This is a genomic window from Streptomyces sp. CB02009 (assembly GCF_001905825.1).
In the GTDB taxonomy this organism is placed as follows: Bacteria; Actinomycetota; Actinomycetes; order Streptomycetales; family Streptomycetaceae; genus Streptomyces.
This window is the reverse complement of record NZ_LIVV01000011.1, coordinates 170,850-186,289: the sequence shown is the minus strand read 5'-3', so window position 1 is coordinate 186,289 and position 15,440 is coordinate 170,850. Positions and strand designations below refer to the sequence as shown.

The following is a 15,440-nucleotide window of genomic DNA, read 5'->3' as shown; positions in this document are numbered from 1 at the left end:
TCCGGCGGGACGCCCGACGAGACGCCCCGAGGAGACGCCCATGGCCCAGGAAGTAAGCCCCTCCGAGCTCGGTGGCGCCCCCGCGCCCGGGGAGGGGCAGAGCCGCCGCACGATCCTCGTCGCGATCGGCGCGCTGCTCCTGGGCATGCTGCTGGCCGCCCTCGACCAGACCATCGTCGCCACCGCGCTGCCGACCATCGTCAGCGAGCTCGGCGGCATGGAGCACCTCTCCTGGGTGGTGACCGCCTACATACTCGCGTCCACGGCGGGCACCCCGCTCTGGGGCAAGCTCGGCGACCAGTACGGACGCAAGAGGCTCTTCCAAGGGGCGATCGTCCTCTTCCTCATCGGCTCCGCGCTCTGCGGCATCGCCCAGAACATGCCGCAGCTCATCGCCTTCCGGGCGGTCCAGGGCCTCGGCGGCGGCGGTCTCATCGTGCTGTCGATGGCGATCGTCGGCGACCTCGTGCCGCCGCGGGAGCGCGGCCGGTACCAGGGACTCTTCGGCGCCGTCTTCGCCACCACCAGCGTCCTCGGTCCGCTGCTCGGCGGAGTCGTCACCCAGCAGCTCTCCTGGCGCTGGGTCTTCTACATCAACCTGCCGATCGGCATCGTCGCCCTCTTCGTGATCGCCGCCGTCCTGCACGTGCCGGTGCGCTCCACCCGGCACACCATCGACTACCTCGGCACCCTTCTCATCGCCTCCGTCGCCATCTGTCTGGTCCTCGTGGCCTCGCTCGGCGGCACCACCTGGGCGTGGGGCTCGGCGCACATCATCGGCCTCGCCGTCCTCGCGGCCGTACTCCTCGTCCTGTTCGTGCAGGTCGAGCGGCGGGCGGCCGAACCCGTGCTGCCGCTCAAGCTGTTCAGGATCCGGACGTTCAGCCTGGTCTCGGTCATCAGCTTCGTGATCGGCCTCGCGATGTTCGGCGCGATGACCTATCTGCCGACCTTCCTCCAGGTCGTGCAGGGCGTCACTCCGACCAGGTCCGGCGTGCACATGCTGCCGATGGTCGCCGCCATCCTGATCACCTCGACGGTCACCGGCCAGATCGTCTCCCGTACGGGCCGCTGGAAGGTCTTCCCGATCGCCGGCACCGCCGTCACCTGCCTCGGACTGCTCCTGCTCCACCGGCTGACGGAGAACAGCTCCACCGCGGAGATGAGCGTCTACTTCTTCGTCTTCGGCGTCGGCCTCGGCCTGGTCATGCAGGTCCTCGTGCTGGTCGTGCAGAACGCCGTCCCATACGCGGACCTCGGCGTCGCCACCTCCGGAGCCACCTTCTTCCGCTCCATCGGGGCCTCCTTCGGCGTCGCCGTCTTCGGCACGATCTTCACCACCCGGCTCACCCACTCGCTCGACGACGTGTTCGCCGCCGCCACCGCCTCCGGACAGGACGTCCCGCCCGGCATCGGCCCCGAGCAGCTCGCCGCCGACCCGCGCACCGTCACCGCGCTCCCGGCCGACCTGCGCCCCGAGGTCCTGCACGCGTACGCCATGTCCATCGCCGACGTCTTCCTGTACGCGGCACCGGTGGTCCTGGCCGCCTTCCTCGTCGCCCTGTTCCTCAAGGAGGACAAGCTGCGGGGCTCGGTCGCCGCGCCCGACACCGGCCGGCCGCCCGCCGCCGGTCCCGCGGAGCGCTCCTCGTACGAGGAGGGTGCCCGCGCCCTGTCCGTGCTCAACTCCCGCGAAGGCCGAAGGGAGATCTACGAGAAGATCACCACGCGCGCCGGGCTCGACCTGCTGCCCGCCGCGAGCTGGCTGCTGCTCCGCATCCGCCGCCACGGCACCGTCGAACCCGTCCGGCTCGCCGAGCACGTGCCCGTGCCGCTGCGGGTGATCACGGAGGCCTCCCGGCAGGTGGAGGAACGGCGGCTGGTCAGCCGTGAGGGGGTCCAGCTGATCCTCACCGAGGAGGGCGTGCTGGCCGCGACGCGGCTCGACGCGGCCCGCGAGGAGTCGCTCGCCGAGCTGCTCGGCGCCTGGTGGGGGCCGGAGCGCCCCACCGACCTGGTGAGACTCGTCGAGGAACTGACGGCCGAGCTGGGCGGCCCGGACGCGGAGCGCCCGCGCGACCCGGATCCGCCTCGCGACCAGGACGGGTAGCCGCCCGGCCGACGCGCCGATCCTGCGGTGCGGACGGTGCGGCCCCGGAGCCGCCGATCCGGACTGACTGGCCCCGAGCCGCCGCCCGGCGGTCCGCGTCGGCCCCGAAGCGGGACGGGCGGTCAGAGGTCCTTGCCGTACCAGATGTCCATGTACGGGCCCGTGCAGTACGCCGGGATCTCGTCGTACCCGTGCCGGGTGTACAGGGCGCGTGCCTCGACCAGGTCGAGGCGCGTGTTCAGGACCATCCGGCGGGCGCCGAGCCCGCGCGCCTCGTCCTCCAGGCGGGCCAGGAGCGCGCCCGCCCCGCCCAGGCCGCGAAAGGCGTGGCGCAGGAAGACGCGGGTCAGTTCGGCGCGGTCCTCGTCGAGGAGCAGCACTCCGCCGCAGCCGGCGGGCTTGCCCTCGTACCGTGCGACCAGGAACTGCCCCGTCGGCGGGGTCAGCAGCTCGGCGCCGTCGCCGGTGAGGCCCTCGTCGAGCTCCTCCCGCGTCGCGGGGCGCTTCCAGTAGCGGCTCGCGACGTCGTCCAGGTAGTCGCGGCGCAGCGCGGCGGCGTCCGGGGTGCCGACGTGCTCGGGGGAGAAGGTCCAGGTCATGAGCGTCATTGTGCGGCGCGCACGACCTGGGACGCAGCTCGATTTCTCCCGGCGTCGACCCAGGGCCGGGCCGGTGCCGGTCCGGCGGGAAGGGGCCGTCGGCCCGGCGCCGACGGGGGAGCGCCGGTCAGCTCTTCGGCGACGCCTGCTGGACGACCTCGAAGGACCAGAGGGTCGAACCGGACGCCGCGGGCCTGGGCCGCTCGCCGCCCTCGCCCGCACCCTTGTCGCCGCCCGCGCCGCCGCCTCCGTGCGCGGCCTTCATGGAGCCGTTCATCCAGGCCTGGAAGTCCTCCTCGCTGCGCCAGCGCGTGTACACCAGGTACTGGTCGGTGCCCTCGACGGGGCGCAGCAGCTCGAACCACTCGAACCCGTCGGACCCCTCCACGGCCCCCGCCCGGGAGGCGAAGCGCTGCTCCAGGACCTCACGCTGCTCGGCCGGCACGGTCAGGACGTTGATCTTTACCACACTAGGCACATGACACCTCTCAGGAAGCACAGGCCGGGCGCTGCGCCGAGCCTTGATCACGTACGTGCAGTCTCGTACATCCGCCAGTCAAAGCGGCGTGAGGACGACTCGCAGGCATCGCCCGTGGCGCAGCGCGAACGGTGCGCCTCGCTGATCGCGTCGAAGGGGTGGAGCGACGCGGGCCACTTCGAGGACGTGGGCAAGTCGGGGTGGGACCCGAGCATCCACCGTCCCGGCTTCGAAGAGATGATGACGGCCGTACGCGGCGGGCACGTGGACGCGGTAGTCGTCTTCTCGCTCTCCCGCCTTACGCGCCGTGGCGCGCTGGAGGCGATGCGGATCATCGAGGAGCTGGAGACGCACGGCGTGCGGCTGGTCAGCGTCGAAGAGCCGTACCTCGACACGTCCACCCCGGTCGGCGTCGGCATCCTCGCCATCATCGCGGGTCTGGCGCAGCAGGAGTCCGACATGAAGTCGGCGTACGTCTCCGCCACCAAGGACACGCTCCGGCGAGCCGGTAGTCATGTCTCCGGCGTCGCCCCGTACGGCTTCACGACGGAGAGGGCGACCAGCGGCAAGCTGTCCGTCGTCCGACTCGTCCCGGACCTGGTGGAAGCCCCGCACGTCCGTGACATGGCCAAGTGGGCAGCAGAGGGAGTGTCCGCCTCGCAGATCGCCAAGCGACTCAATGAAGACGGCGTTCCCACGAAGGCGGAGTCCCTGGGGGAGTCGGGGGCCAAGCGTCTCGCCTCGCGCCGTGCGCGGGGAGTCTCGGAAGCTGTGGAGCGCCCCGCGTGGGTGTCATCCACGGTCCTGCGCATCCTGCGGGACCCGCGCCTTGCCGGGTACGCGATCGAGTGGCAGGGACGGGTACAGGCGACCAAGGACGCCGATGGCAACCCCATCCCGGGCAAGACGGGGAAGCGCGTCATCCTGCGTGACGATGAAGGGCAGCCCGTCCAGTCGCACGAAGCGCTGATTCCCACGGATGAGTGGTGGAAGCTCCAGGACGTGCTGGACGGCCGGACACAGGTGGTCGTACGAGCGGGCCGACGCGTACCGACTCTGCTGGCCGGACATGGACTGCTGTTCTGCGACGTATGCGGATCGGTGATGGTGACCGACCGGCGGGCCGGGAAGCTCTACTACAAGTGCAACCGGGCCGGGGGAGTGGTCCCGGGCCACGGTGGTCTCGTCATCGGCCAGGACGCGGCGGACAGTGAGACGGCGGGGCGGGTGTGGGCCCGTCTCATGGCCATGGACCCCGACGACCCGGAAGACCTCGAATGGCTGGCCGAGGCGTCACGGCGCTTCGCCCGCCAACAGGACACGTCCCAGCGAGACGCGGAACGCGCGGCGGTGCGAGCCGAGTTGGAGCACGTGCGGGAGTCCCGCCGCATCCTCCATGTGGACCGGCTGGCCGGCGTCTACGGCGACGAGACCGGTGCGCAGATGTTCAGGGAGTCCATGGCACGGTTGGCTGCCCACGAGGAGCGGACGGCGGAACGGCTGGCGCAACTGGAGGCGACTGGTAGCCGAACCATCCAGATCCCCAACGAGTGGACAAGCGTGGACGGAGATCCTATCGGTGAGGGATCGACATGGGCGGTGTGGGACCTGGAGAAGAAGCGGGAGTTCCTGGCGCTCTTCATCGACTCCGTGAGGATCACCAAGTCCGTCGGCAGGGGCCGGAACGCGAACACGAGGGACCGGGTGATCGTGCGATGGGCTGCGGCGCCTGATTCTGCGGGCGCCTGAGCCGCCTGAGAGGTCTACAGGGTCCGCCGCTAGGAAAGCGGGTGGCGGGCCGCCCGAGCCAAGCCCCGGTAGTCCCTCACGGACCGCCGGGGCTTTGCTGTGCCCGCAGCGGGGCCGACCAGCGGGCGGAGCCATGACGGTATGACGGTTCAGACTGTTTTTCGTATGCACAAGAAAAAAATAAGGAGAAAACCAGACCGTCCGTCGAAACGTCATCCCGTCATGCCTCGGCCCTCGGGAATCCGGTGGTCCCCACACCACCACAGTGAGGGACCGAGAGGCACGGCTCGCGGCAGGACAGGCGGCGCGGGAATCTGCTGGTCCCCACAACACAGTGAGGGGCCATGAAGCCCGCTTTCGACTAGGGGCTTGGCGCGCTGGATGCGTCTCTTGGCGGCGCCGATTTGCTCGGGTGGGGGGCCACAGCGGGGCGAGGAGGTGTTGAGAGTGACGACTTTCGAAACTTTTTAGAACGCATAGAAAAAATACAGAGAAAGAGAAACCGGGGTCTCTGTCGTCACCACCGACACCGCTCGGCACCCTCGGGACACCCTCGGTCCTTACTACTAGGGCACCAGGGAGGCACCGAGCGAGCCCCGACCGTCCACCGCACGATGCGGCGAGGGCGCGGGACACCTTCGGTCCCTACTACTGGGGCAAGAGAGAGCGGGACTACCGCGCACCCACCCCGAGGGGGAATCCGGCGGACCGAGTGCCCGCTCTCTCGCAGCTCTGCCCCTGCACCACGCACCCCGCCGTTACGGGGGTGGCCGCAGGGGTCGTGAGGCAGAGCGCGGGGACCGCACCACCCATGAGTAACCGCCCCTTGACCGGGGGCGCCGAAAGGGGTTGTAAGCGCGTGCGGTCCCCCACCGTGTCCGGACTTGTCCCGCCAGCGAGGACGACTAAGCCCACCTGACCCAACAGAGCAGAGGTGCGCGGTACCGGCCCCGGCTCGGAGATATCGGCCGTAGAGTTCCCCGGTTCAAGTCTGGGGGTGGGCACGCAATGACGAGCACCAGGACGACGACCAAGGGGTGACCATGCGGTGTATTGACTGCACCGAGCCCGCCACTCACTGCGGACGCCGCGAGGGTCACCACAAGGTCTAAGAACGACGTTCTTCGGTACATGCTCGGCGGGTCCGTCGTGCGGTGCTGGTCCGGGTTCACTCGGGGGCCGCTCGGCTCCGTGCTCTGGTCGGTGCACGTGGTGGTGCTCGGTGTGCCCGGTGCGGGTCGCTCGTCCTCGCGGACGTGGACCACGTGAGCCCGCTCGCCCTCGGTGGCGAGGACACGGACGGGAACGTTCAACCGCTGTGCCGCTTGTGCCACCAGCTCAAGACGGCAACGGAGTTCGGGGCTCAGGAGTCCGGTTCCTGACTCCCTCCCGCACGGTTAAGTCGACCCAGAAGCCATTCATCCATTGCGTACTTAGGCTGAGTAGGCCATGGGACGGGATCGCCTTTGAGTGTCGCATTCGCCAGGCTACCTGGGCGACTCCACTGCGAGATTGCTTCTGACAACTCCAGACACGAAAGTGGATCTGTGACGCCTGGAAGTAGTATCGAATAGTGGCCAATGACAACCAGCATGCTTCGCAGTTCTTCCGGGGTCTTTACGAGTAGCATCCCTCTGCGGTCCGTTGATGCGTTCAAGTCGATCAAGGCAAGTCGACGGAGTGTTTCGCTGTCCGGGTTCATTAGCTGATGCCGCACGGGATCTAGCTCGGGTCTGAATGCATAGGACCAGCCAAGCGCTGTGAATGACGCAAGATATGCGGCGCGAACCCATGAAACGGCTGCGCGCCATTCAATGAATCTCTCTGTGGCCTTGACGGTGAAGACCGGATCGGCTCCGCTATCCCACATCTTATCCAATTCTCGAATGTGTGCTTTGACTTGCTCGTTAGAATTCTGCTCGGGCACGCCTCTCATGACCATCCCTTGAGGGTCATGGGAAACGTAGCCCCGAATGACAGCGCCACCCGCATTGAATTCTGTCCTAACTTTCCTTCTGGGATCTCTACCCATGGCGAGGTTGTGGATGACTGATCTTCTAGCGGCATGGGCGTCAAAGTGCTTTCCAGCAGCGTGGTTGCAACTGGCACAGGTCAGAAGTATGGGCGTTCCGCCCTGACTTTTAGGTGGGACGTCTTCACGGCTTAGTTCTGAAATCTCATCTCGCGAATATGCCGTCTTGCAGCTCGGGCATGGATAGTACTCTCCACCCTCCGGAAGTTGCGTTGTGCCGAAAAGTCCCGCCGTGTCCATCCTGCGGAATATCTGTGCACCTTCGCTAAACCATCGGTCACTGGACGCCATGTAATCAGTGTGCTCCCACATGTCCCCCCATGCGCGCTTTGGAGGTGATCCCTTGTGCCCCGACGACCCCGCCCCCCTTGCTCGGTACCCGGGTGCCCCGAACTGACCGCTCGTGGCGGACGCTGTGCCGCACACGAGCGTGAGGCGACCGCACTACGGGAGACATCAGGGACGAGCGCGTACGGGCGACGGTGGCCGAACATCCGGCGCCGCTACCTCTACGCCCATCCGTGGTGCGTGTTGTGCACGAAGCTGGCGACGGTGGCTGACCACTTCCCGGAGTCGCGTCGCCCGCTGGTCGCACGTGGCGTGTCCGATCCGGACGCGTTCTCTCGTCTGCGTCCGCTGTGCTCGACGTGCCACAGCCGCGAGACCGCGCGGAATCAGCCCGGCGGGTTCGCTGCGGAGCGTAGGTCCCACCGTGAGGCCACCGAGCGCCCGCCGTTCTGACCAGGGGGGTACTCCCCTCCCTCCCGCCAAAAGATCGGCAGGGAGGCAAAAAACTCGCATGGCTCATTTGAGCGTTTCTGTGGAGAGCCATGCGCTGATCAATCAACTGACTATGGAAGGAATTTCTTTGACTCTCACTCTTGCCGAATCGGCCAAGCTCACCCTTGACCAACTTCAGCGCGGCGTAATCGAGACGTTCGTTCAGGAGTCGCCGATTCTTGACCGGCTTCCCCTTGTTCACGTGGAGGGAAGCGCGTTCAAGTACAACGAGGAGTCCAGCCTTCCTGGCGTGGCCTTCCCTGCGATCAACGAGGCGTATCCGGAGAGCACCGGCACGCTGAACCAGCGCGTCGAGACTCTGGCCATCCTGGGAGGTGACGCCGACGTGGACAAGTTCATCGTCCAGACGCGGGGAAACCTCAACGATCAGCGTGCGATTCAGACCCATATGAAGGTCAAGGCCGCTTCGATCCACTTCGCCGACCAGTTCTTCAACGGCGACGTCGAGGTTAACCCGAAGGGGTTCGATGGTCTTCGCAAGCGGCTGGTCGGGCGCCAGGTCATTGATGCCAAGGGCAAGGGGGCCGTTGCCCACGGGCACGACTTCTTCGATCTGCTCGACACCCTGACGAACCAGGTGCATGGCATCGACGGCAAGAACGGCGCGCTCTACATGAACGCCGCGCTGCGTGCCAAGATCGCATCCGGTTTCCGGCGGCTCGGTGGCAGTGAACTGCTGAGCACGGACATCGCCGGAAAGCCCACGGTCATGTGGAACGGCATCCCGCTGCTGGACGCCGGCCAGCGTCTCGACGGCACGGACGTGCTGCCGCTGACGACCGGGACCGGCGGTGCCGAGACGGGTGACATCTACGCAGTTCGTTTCGGCGCGACCGAGGCGGACGCCGGTGTCTCCGGACTCACCAACGGTGGTGTTCAGGTCACCGACCTGGGCGAGTCGCACGACAAGCCCGTCTACCGCACGCGTATCGACTTCTACTGCGGCATCGCGCTCTTCGGAGGCAAGGCAGCCGCCCGCCTCACTGGTGTACTGAACGGCTGACACCGTCATATGGCCCCTGTGTCTCTCTCCTAGCCGGGGAGGGGCATGGGGGTCTTTTGGCGTTTCCGTACTCATTGGGTGGTCAGCCGAGCGACGATAAGGCGGACGTCACGAGCGTGCGTGCGGCGGCTCCCCGTGCCGCCCCTTGCGACAGTCGGTCGAAGGCTCGTGCGTACAGCTCGACTTGGCTCGGCTGCTTCAGCGTGGACGCGGCGTCCAGGGTGTCCGCGTGCACCCTCGTGTCGTCGAAGATGGTGAAGGTCGGCATGGGCCAGACGGTTCGCTGCGACGAGAACGGGACGATGCCCACGGCCACGTTCTGGAGGTCCATGACCGCCAGGAGGTGACCGAGCTGCGCCGCCATCGTCTCGACGGTGCACAGCCGGTAGCGCAGGACCGATTCCTCCAGGACGAACGAGAATCGGTGCGCCGCGTTGTTCAGCACCGCATTCCGTCTCATGCGGACCTTGACTGCCTCCGTCACGTCGTCCGGTGTTCCCCGGAAGTCCGCGATGGACGACAGGAGCGCGGTCGCGTAGCCGGGTGTCTGGAGGAAGCCGGGGATCACGTCGGAGACGTAGACACGGAAGAGGCGCGTGCGCCGGTACAGGCTCTCCGTGGATTCCTGCACGTGCCGTAGGCCGCCTCGCTGGAGGCGTTTCCATTGGATGTGGGCGTCTGCGGACTGTCTGTTCGCCGCGATGAGGTCCGGCGCCTGGTCGTCGGCTCCGCACGCCCGGCACCATGCTCGGATGTCCGCGTCGGACGGGGGTGTCTTGGCGTTGCCGATGCGCGACACCTTCGAGTCCGACCACCGAAGCCGGAGGGCCAGCTCCCGCCCGCTGATTCCGGCGTCCCTGCGTAGCTCGTGCAGTCGGCCCGCGAGTGCTTCACGGGCTTGCTGAACGCTCGATGAGGGGTGTGGGGGCATGGAGCTGGCTGTCCTCAGATCGCGTACAGGTGGTGCGGGACGGCCCGGTCCCATACGGCTTCGAAGGCCGATGCGCAGAGTTTCACCGTCGCCGGGTCGTCCGTGATCTCGTCTTCGACCACCGCCCCGTCGCCGGAGAAGTGGTGCACGCGCAGGAGTTCGCCGTCGAAGAGCCAGAAGTCATTGCCGGGGAGGGCGATGTCCGTGGCTCGGCGGCGCGGCAGCCATCGGACGTCCTCGCCGGCCGTGACGTTGGCGTGGGTGACGTAGTGCTCCCACCGGATGTACTCCGTCACGGGTTCGGAGACGATCCGGGCGCGACGGATCGACACCCCTCGTGCCACGGTGTCCGCAATCAACTGGTCGTATGGGTGCCACCAGGACGCGCGGTCGTCCCAGTCGATGCGCTCGCCCCGCTTCCACGCTTCGAACCTGTCGGTGGACGCGTACGAGTCACGCATCTCCAGGTGCACGGCGGACCGCTCGCACCGGCCCAACAGCTCAGCGAAGCTGGGCACGCTCGATGGCATCGCACGCCTCCCGGATCATCGGAATCATGCGGGCCGGAAGCCTGACGATCGCCTCACTGTCGGGAACCGGCCCGTTCGCGGGGCTGGTCGCCTCGCACCGGGCCTGAGTCTCGCTGTCCGGCTTCCAGCCTTGCAACAAGATCTCCTGAGTTTCCGCGTCCGCCCACACCGTCGGGCAGTGATCGCGGTCGGTGTTCGGGTCGATGCCTACGAACTCTACGGCCATGGCTGACTCCCTGGTCCAGGTAATTGCGTGGGCTTGCATAAGCCATCCCGACCTGCGCTCAGAGCGTCAACATGCTAATGAGACACGTGATTTGGCATGCAAACTCGTGCAATTTCATGGAGCTTCCGGCGGGTGCCTTCCTAGCGTCCTCGACAAGCACGCAGACGGACCGAGGGGACGACGACATGCCCGGCAAGGCTCAGGAGCGTGAAACGGACGCACGACAGTGGGAGTACACGACCTACGCCCCTTCGGGCGAGGTCTGTCCCGCTTGCAACAATCCGATTGCCTCGCTCGAACGCTGTCGCCGGGGCACGCTGCGCGAGCCCTCCCAGCCCGACAAGGCCGTCTACCAGCACATGAAGTGCCCCAAGTGATCGGCCCGGACGACATCGGCCGGCGCGTCGAGGACGGCACGGGAAGAGTTGGCATCCTGCGTGACGTGATCCGGGACTATGAGGATCCCGCCGACTTGCCCAGCGAGCGCCGGAAGCGCCCCATGGCGTTCCTGTGGCCCGAGCGCGGCGGGCGGGAGTGGCTTGTCCCGCCCGACCATGTACGGCGTGCGTAGTGGGGGCATGGGCCGACGGCAGGGGCTGACGGCTTCTAGGCTGCTAGCCGTAGCGACACGCGCCGACCAAGCTCTATGTGAGTGGCTTGACCCATTCATTGATCTTCACGATGCTCATGAACGGCAGGATATGACCCCCGGTCGCGAGACGCTCCGTTCTGTTAGGGTCGCCCGTATGTGTTCCGTCATCCACAACCGGCAGGCGATCCGCACCCGTTCGGGGTGCTGACCGCGGTGCCGGCCCGCGCCCGGCACCCGGACCCGTGTCCGCCGTTCGCCTCCTGATGACGAGGAACCCCACCATGCGCGCACCCTCGCGCCCCACTTTCGTATGCGTCCACGGCGGCTCCAGCAACGCACGGGCCTGGGGCCCGCTGCAGAACGAGCTGGCGCTGCTCGGACACCGTTCGTACGCCGTCGATCTCCCCGGGCACGGCGCCCGGGCCGAAGGCCCCGCCGCCTATTACCGGCAGCCCCAGGACCTGGCTGCGCTGGCCGCCGCCCCGTCCCCGATGAGCGGCGTCACGTTGCGGGACAACGTCCGGCACGTGACCGGCGTCCTGCGGCGGCTGGCCCCGCTGGGGCCGGTCGTGCTGGTCGGCCACAGTCTCGGCGGTCTGACGATCGGCGCCGTCGCCGACGCGGTGCCGGACCTGGTGGACCGGGTGGTCTACCTCTCCGCGTTCTGCCTCGCCGACCCGGCGATGCTCACCGGGGCGTGGGACGTGGCCGACGAGAACCTGCTGGACGCGGCGGTGGCGCGGATCGCCGTGCCGCTGACGGGCGAGTCCGCCGATCCGCGGGTGGTCCGGCTGAACTGGCGGGCGGCCCACGCCGATCCCGGCGTGTTCGCCCAGCTGAAGGCCGCCGTCATGGCCGACTCCACCGACCGCGCGTTCGGAGCGCTGCTCGACACGCTGGACCCCGACGAGAACCACGGGGTGCTGGAGCCGGGGGCGCTGGTCACGGCGGAGCGCTGGGGCCGGGTCCCGCACACCTACGTCCGGCTCTCCGGGGACGCGAGCATCACCCCGGCGGTGCAGGACCACATGATCCGCAAGGCCGACGGGCTGACGCCGCGCCACCCCTTCGACGTGCACACCCTGGACACCTCGCACGTCGGCTACTTCAGCCGGCCGGCACTCTTCGCGGAACTGCTGGCGGACCTGGTCTGACGTACCCCGGGACGCCCCCTTCCCCTCGTGAGGCGGGGGAGGGGACGCCCGCCGGGTCCCGGCGCTAGCGCACCACGCGGGCGAGCAGCAGGCCGTCGTAGCCCTTGGTGCCGACGGTCTGGATCGCCGTCGCGTCCAGGCGGGGTTCCGCCGCGACGAGTGCGAAGAGTTCGCGGGTGCCGGTGATCGCCGGGTCGTCCGGGTCGGGGGTGGTGATCCTGCCGCCCCGCACCACGTTGTCGACGACGATCAGCGTGCCGGGGCGGGAGAGCTTCAGGGCCCACTCCACATAGCGCGGGTTGTTGACCTTGTCGGCGTCGATGAAGACCAGGTCGAACGGGCCCGCGCCCTCCGCCTCCAGTCGCGGCAGGCTGTCCAGGGCCGCGCCGGTGCGGACCTCGACGACCTTGTCCAGGCCGGCGTGGGCGAGGTTGGCGCGGGCGACGTCCGCGTGGGCCGGGTCGTACTCGAGGGTGATGAGCCGGCCGTCGGCGGGCAGGGCGCGGGCCAGCCAGATCGTGCTGTAGCCGCCGAGGGTGCCGATCTCCAGGATGTTCCGGGCGCCCTGCGTCAGGGCGAGCAGGTGGAGGAGCTTGCCCTGGTTGGGGGCCACGGCGATCTCGGGCAGCCCGGCCGCCGCGGAGGCGTCGAGCGCGGCGGTCAGCGCCTCGTCGGCGGGGGCGATCGTCTCGGTGAAGTAGGCGTCGACTGCGTTCCACTGAGGGTTCGTCATACGGCCGAACGTACACCGGGGCCGGCCGCCGGGCGGCGCCTCGCCGTCCGTACGGCCAGGAGCGTCGCGAGGGCGGCGAGGAGCAGGCCGCCGCCCACGGTCAGCAGCCATACGGGGATTCCGCCGCCCACGGTGAGGAGCCGGTCGGTGTACTCGACGCGGCGGTACGGGGTGTCGGCGACGGCCCGCAGGTGGTGGTCGTCGTCGATCCGCTCCGGGTGGGGGAAGTCCTGCTCCAGGACCGTGAGTCGGACCGGCCCCTCGCCGGCGAGGGCGGCGACGGGGCCCTCGGGCTCGATCCGGCCGGCGAAGGTCACCTCGGGTGCGTCGCCGCCGATGGGGGAGCGGGGCTCCATCCGGTGCGCGGCGAGGATGGAGAGGCCGAGGCTCTGCGAGGTCTTCGCGAGCCGTGAGAGGCGCATGGGGTAAACGAGTTCGGGAGAGGCGAAGGTGATGCGCAGCGGGGTCAGCTCGCCCTGGAGGACGGCGTCCTTCTGCTCGGGGGCGAGGCGGACGGCGACGTACTCCCATCGCCTTTCCACGTACGGCTGGAGGGCGCCGGTCAGCCGTTCGGGGAGCTCGAAGTCGTGGGTCCGCAGCCAGTCGCCGAGGGCGTCCGGGTCGGTGGCGGTCAGCCGGGCGACGTCGAAGGGGCCGAGCCGTTCGCGGCCGACGACGCCGACGCCGCCCGCTCCGGGCGCGGGAGCGCCGGCGCTGTCCCCGTAGTCGTGGTCGAACGGCCAGTCGCCCTCGCGCGGCCAGAAGTACGAGCGCTCGCGCTGCTCGGGCTCGGTCAGCCGGTCGAGCGCGTCGAAGAGTTCGGGGTCGCCGAGGGTGACGCCGGCGCGGCTGGGCACGGGCATGATCCAGGCGGCGTGCCGGGCGTCGCCGTGGACGTTGAAGCGCATGACGACGGTCTCGGTCCGTCCGTCCCAGTGGACGGCGGACTCCTCGCGGTCGACGCCGATGCGCTGGTCCTTGGTCGGGATCATGGCGCCGCAGCCGCAGGCGTACGCCGGTGAGAGAAGCGAACCGAGCTGGAGCGCGAGCAGCGCGACGATGGTGGCCAGAATCCTGTGTGTCCCCCGCATGCGGGGTGGGACGTGCCGGGTGGCCCTCCGGTTCCGCCCCGCCCCGCCCCGCCCGGTCCCGCCCTGCCCGGTCCCGCCCCGCTGTGCGGGCTCAGGACCCGGCGCGGACCCGGAGTTCCTTCACACCGTTCAGCCAGGCCGCCCGCAGCCGGCGCGGTTCGCCGGCGAGGGTCAGGTCGGGGAGGGCGTCCGCGACCGCGTTGAAGATCAGCTCGATCTCCTTGATGGCGAGGGACTTGCCCAGGCAGAAGTGGGGTCCGCCGCCGCCGAAGCCGAGGTGCGGGTTGGGATCGCGGGTGATGTCGAAGCGTTCGGGGTCGGTGAAGACCTCGGGGTCGTTGTTGGCGGAGGAGTAGAAGAGGCCGACGCGGTCGCCCTTGGCGATCTTCTGCCCGCCGATCTCGGTGTCCTGGGTGGCGGTCCGCTGGAAGGAGACGACGGGGGTCGCCCAGCGGACGATCTCCTCGGCGGCGGTGGCCGGCCGTTCCCGCTTGAAGCGTTCCCACTCGTCGGGGTGGGTGAGGAAGGCGTGCATGCCGTGGCTGATGGCGTTGCGGGTGGTCTCGTTGCCGGCGACGGCGAGCAGGAGGACGAAGAAGCCGAACTCGTCGGAGGAGAGGTTGCCCTCGCCCTCGGCGGCGACGAGCTGGCTGACGATGTCGGCGGCGGGGCACTCCTTGCGGGCGGCGGCCATGTTCATCGAGTAGCCGATGAGTTCCATGGCGGCCTCGGCGCCGATCTCCTCGGTGATGGCGTACTCGGGGTCGTCGTACGCGACCATCTTGTTCGACCAGTCGAAGATCCGGGAACGGTCCTCCTGGGGGACGCCGATGAGTTCGGCGATGGCCTGGAGGGGGAGTTCGACGGCGACCCGGGTGACGAAGTCGAAGGTGCCGTCTGCGTCGGCGGCGCGCTTGGCCTCGTCGACGATGGCGTGGGCGCGGTCGCGCAGGGCCGTCTCCAGGTTCCGGATGGCCCGGGGGGTGAAGCCGCGCTGGACGATCTGGCGGACCCGGGTGTGCTCGGGCGGGTCCATGTTGAGCATGATCAGCTTCTGGACCTCGATCTGGTCCCGGGTGATGTGCTCGTTGAAGCGGATGACGGCGGTGTTCTCGTTGGAGGAGAACAGCTCGGGGTGGGTGGAGACGTACTTGACGTCCGCGTGGCGCGTGACGGCCCAGTACCCGCCGTCCGCGAAGCCCGTGACGCCGGGCGGCTGGGGGCACCACCAGACGGGTGCGGTCTGCCGCAGCCGGGCGAACTCCGGGAAGGGGACGCGGTCGCGGAGCAGATCGGGGTCGGTGGCGTCGAACCCCTCGGGAAGGTGGGGACAGGTCATCGGCAGCACACTCCGCATCTGAGGGATTCTGATGAGGGGATCTGATGGGCCGTCAGGAGTTGCCGGGAAAGT

13 protein-coding genes are annotated in these 15,440 nt (G+C 68.7%); 5 read left to right on the top strand and 8 right to left on the bottom strand.

All coding sequences use genetic code 11. The annotated features are described in order from the left end of the window. Window positions 1–40: 40 nt before the first annotated feature. Window positions 41–2,110, top strand: a complete 2,070-nt coding sequence (locus AMK27_RS35520) for an MDR family MFS transporter (protein ID WP_073917641.1) — start codon at window positions 41–43, stop codon at window positions 2,108–2,110. A gap of 122 nt (window positions 2,111–2,232) precedes the next feature. On the opposite strand, the gene AMK27_RS35515 is transcribed toward AMK27_RS35520, so the two are convergent. Both AMK27_RS35515 and AMK27_RS35510 read right to left on the bottom strand, forming a co-directional pair. Beyond that, the gene (locus tag AMK27_RS35515) at window positions 2,233–2,718 is read right to left on the bottom strand and encodes a GNAT family N-acetyltransferase (RefSeq protein ID WP_073917639.1); all 486 of its coding nucleotides are present in this window, start codon (window positions 2,716–2,718) and stop codon (window positions 2,233–2,235) included. 118 nt (window positions 2,719–2,836) lie between these two features. After that, the gene (locus tag AMK27_RS35510) at window positions 2,837–3,187 is read right to left on the bottom strand and encodes an antibiotic biosynthesis monooxygenase family protein (protein ID WP_073917637.1); all 351 of its coding nucleotides are present in this window, start codon (window positions 3,185–3,187) and stop codon (window positions 2,837–2,839) included. Here AMK27_RS35510 and AMK27_RS35505 point away from each other — a divergent pair, their 5' ends adjacent. The 3 genes from AMK27_RS35505 to AMK27_RS35490 all read left to right on the top strand — a co-directional run bounded on the left by AMK27_RS35505 (window position 3,188) and on the right by AMK27_RS35490 (window position 8,772). Next, entirely contained in the window at window positions 3,188–4,936 is a 1,749-nt protein-coding gene (locus tag AMK27_RS35505; RefSeq protein ID WP_073917635.1) for a recombinase family protein, read from the top strand. A 1,154-nt stretch (window positions 4,937–6,090) separates the two neighbouring features. Beyond that, window positions 6,091–6,318, top strand: coding sequence for an HNH endonuclease (locus AMK27_RS44250; protein ID WP_079188694.1), 228 nt, complete (start codon window positions 6,091–6,093; stop codon window positions 6,316–6,318). Between the two features lie 1,449 nt (window positions 6,319–7,767). Beyond that, window positions 7,768–8,772, top strand: a complete 1,005-nt coding sequence (locus AMK27_RS35490; protein WP_241847697.1) for a major capsid protein — start codon at window positions 7,768–7,770, stop codon at window positions 8,770–8,772. A gap of 82 nt (window positions 8,773–8,854) precedes the next feature. Here AMK27_RS35490 and AMK27_RS35485 read toward each other — a convergent pair whose 3' ends face one another. Genes AMK27_RS35485 through AMK27_RS35475 form a run of 3 tightly spaced genes read right to left on the bottom strand, consistent with a single transcriptional unit; the run spans window position 8,855 to window position 10,459 of the window. After that, a complete protein-coding gene (locus AMK27_RS35485) occupies window positions 8,855–9,703 on the bottom strand; it encodes a helix-turn-helix domain-containing protein (protein WP_073917630.1) in 849 nt (282 codons plus the stop codon). 14 nt (window positions 9,704–9,717) lie between these two features. Next, window positions 9,718–10,233 (bottom strand): DUF6879 family protein, encoded by a 516-nt coding sequence (locus tag AMK27_RS35480; RefSeq protein WP_073917628.1) that lies wholly within the window; start codon window positions 10,231–10,233, stop codon window positions 9,718–9,720. Beyond that, complete coding sequence (locus AMK27_RS35475) at window positions 10,205–10,459, bottom strand: hypothetical protein (protein WP_073917626.1); 255 nt, start codon at window positions 10,457–10,459, stop codon at window positions 10,205–10,207. Before AMK27_RS35475 ends, AMK27_RS35480 begins: the two co-directional genes overlap by 29 nt. An 873-nt stretch (window positions 10,460–11,332) precedes the next feature. Here AMK27_RS35475 and AMK27_RS35460 point away from each other — a divergent pair. Beyond that, a complete protein-coding gene (locus tag AMK27_RS35460; protein ID WP_073917622.1) occupies window positions 11,333–12,205 on the top strand; it encodes an alpha/beta hydrolase in 873 nt (290 codons plus the stop codon). Window positions 12,206–12,269: 64 nt separating this feature from the next. Here AMK27_RS35460 and AMK27_RS35455 read toward each other — a convergent pair whose 3' ends face one another. The 3 genes from AMK27_RS35455 to AMK27_RS35445 all read right to left on the bottom strand — a co-directional run bounded on the left by AMK27_RS35455 (window position 12,270) and on the right by AMK27_RS35445 (window position 15,368). After that, window positions 12,270–12,938 carry an O-methyltransferase gene (locus AMK27_RS35455; protein ID WP_073917620.1) on the bottom strand — a complete coding sequence of 223 codons (669 nt, stop codon included), beginning with the start codon at window positions 12,936–12,938 and terminating at the stop codon, window positions 12,270–12,272. Next, window positions 12,935–14,029, bottom strand: a complete 1,095-nt coding sequence (locus AMK27_RS35450; protein WP_073917618.1) for a DUF2330 domain-containing protein — start codon at window positions 14,027–14,029, stop codon at window positions 12,935–12,937. The genes AMK27_RS35455 and AMK27_RS35450 overlap by 4 nt, the downstream gene beginning before the upstream one ends. Window positions 14,030–14,120: 91 nt before the next feature. Continuing rightward, window positions 14,121–15,368, bottom strand: a complete 1,248-nt coding sequence (locus AMK27_RS35445; RefSeq protein ID WP_073917616.1) for a cytochrome P450 — start codon at window positions 15,366–15,368, stop codon at window positions 14,121–14,123. Between the last annotated feature and the right edge of the window lie 72 nt (window positions 15,369–15,440).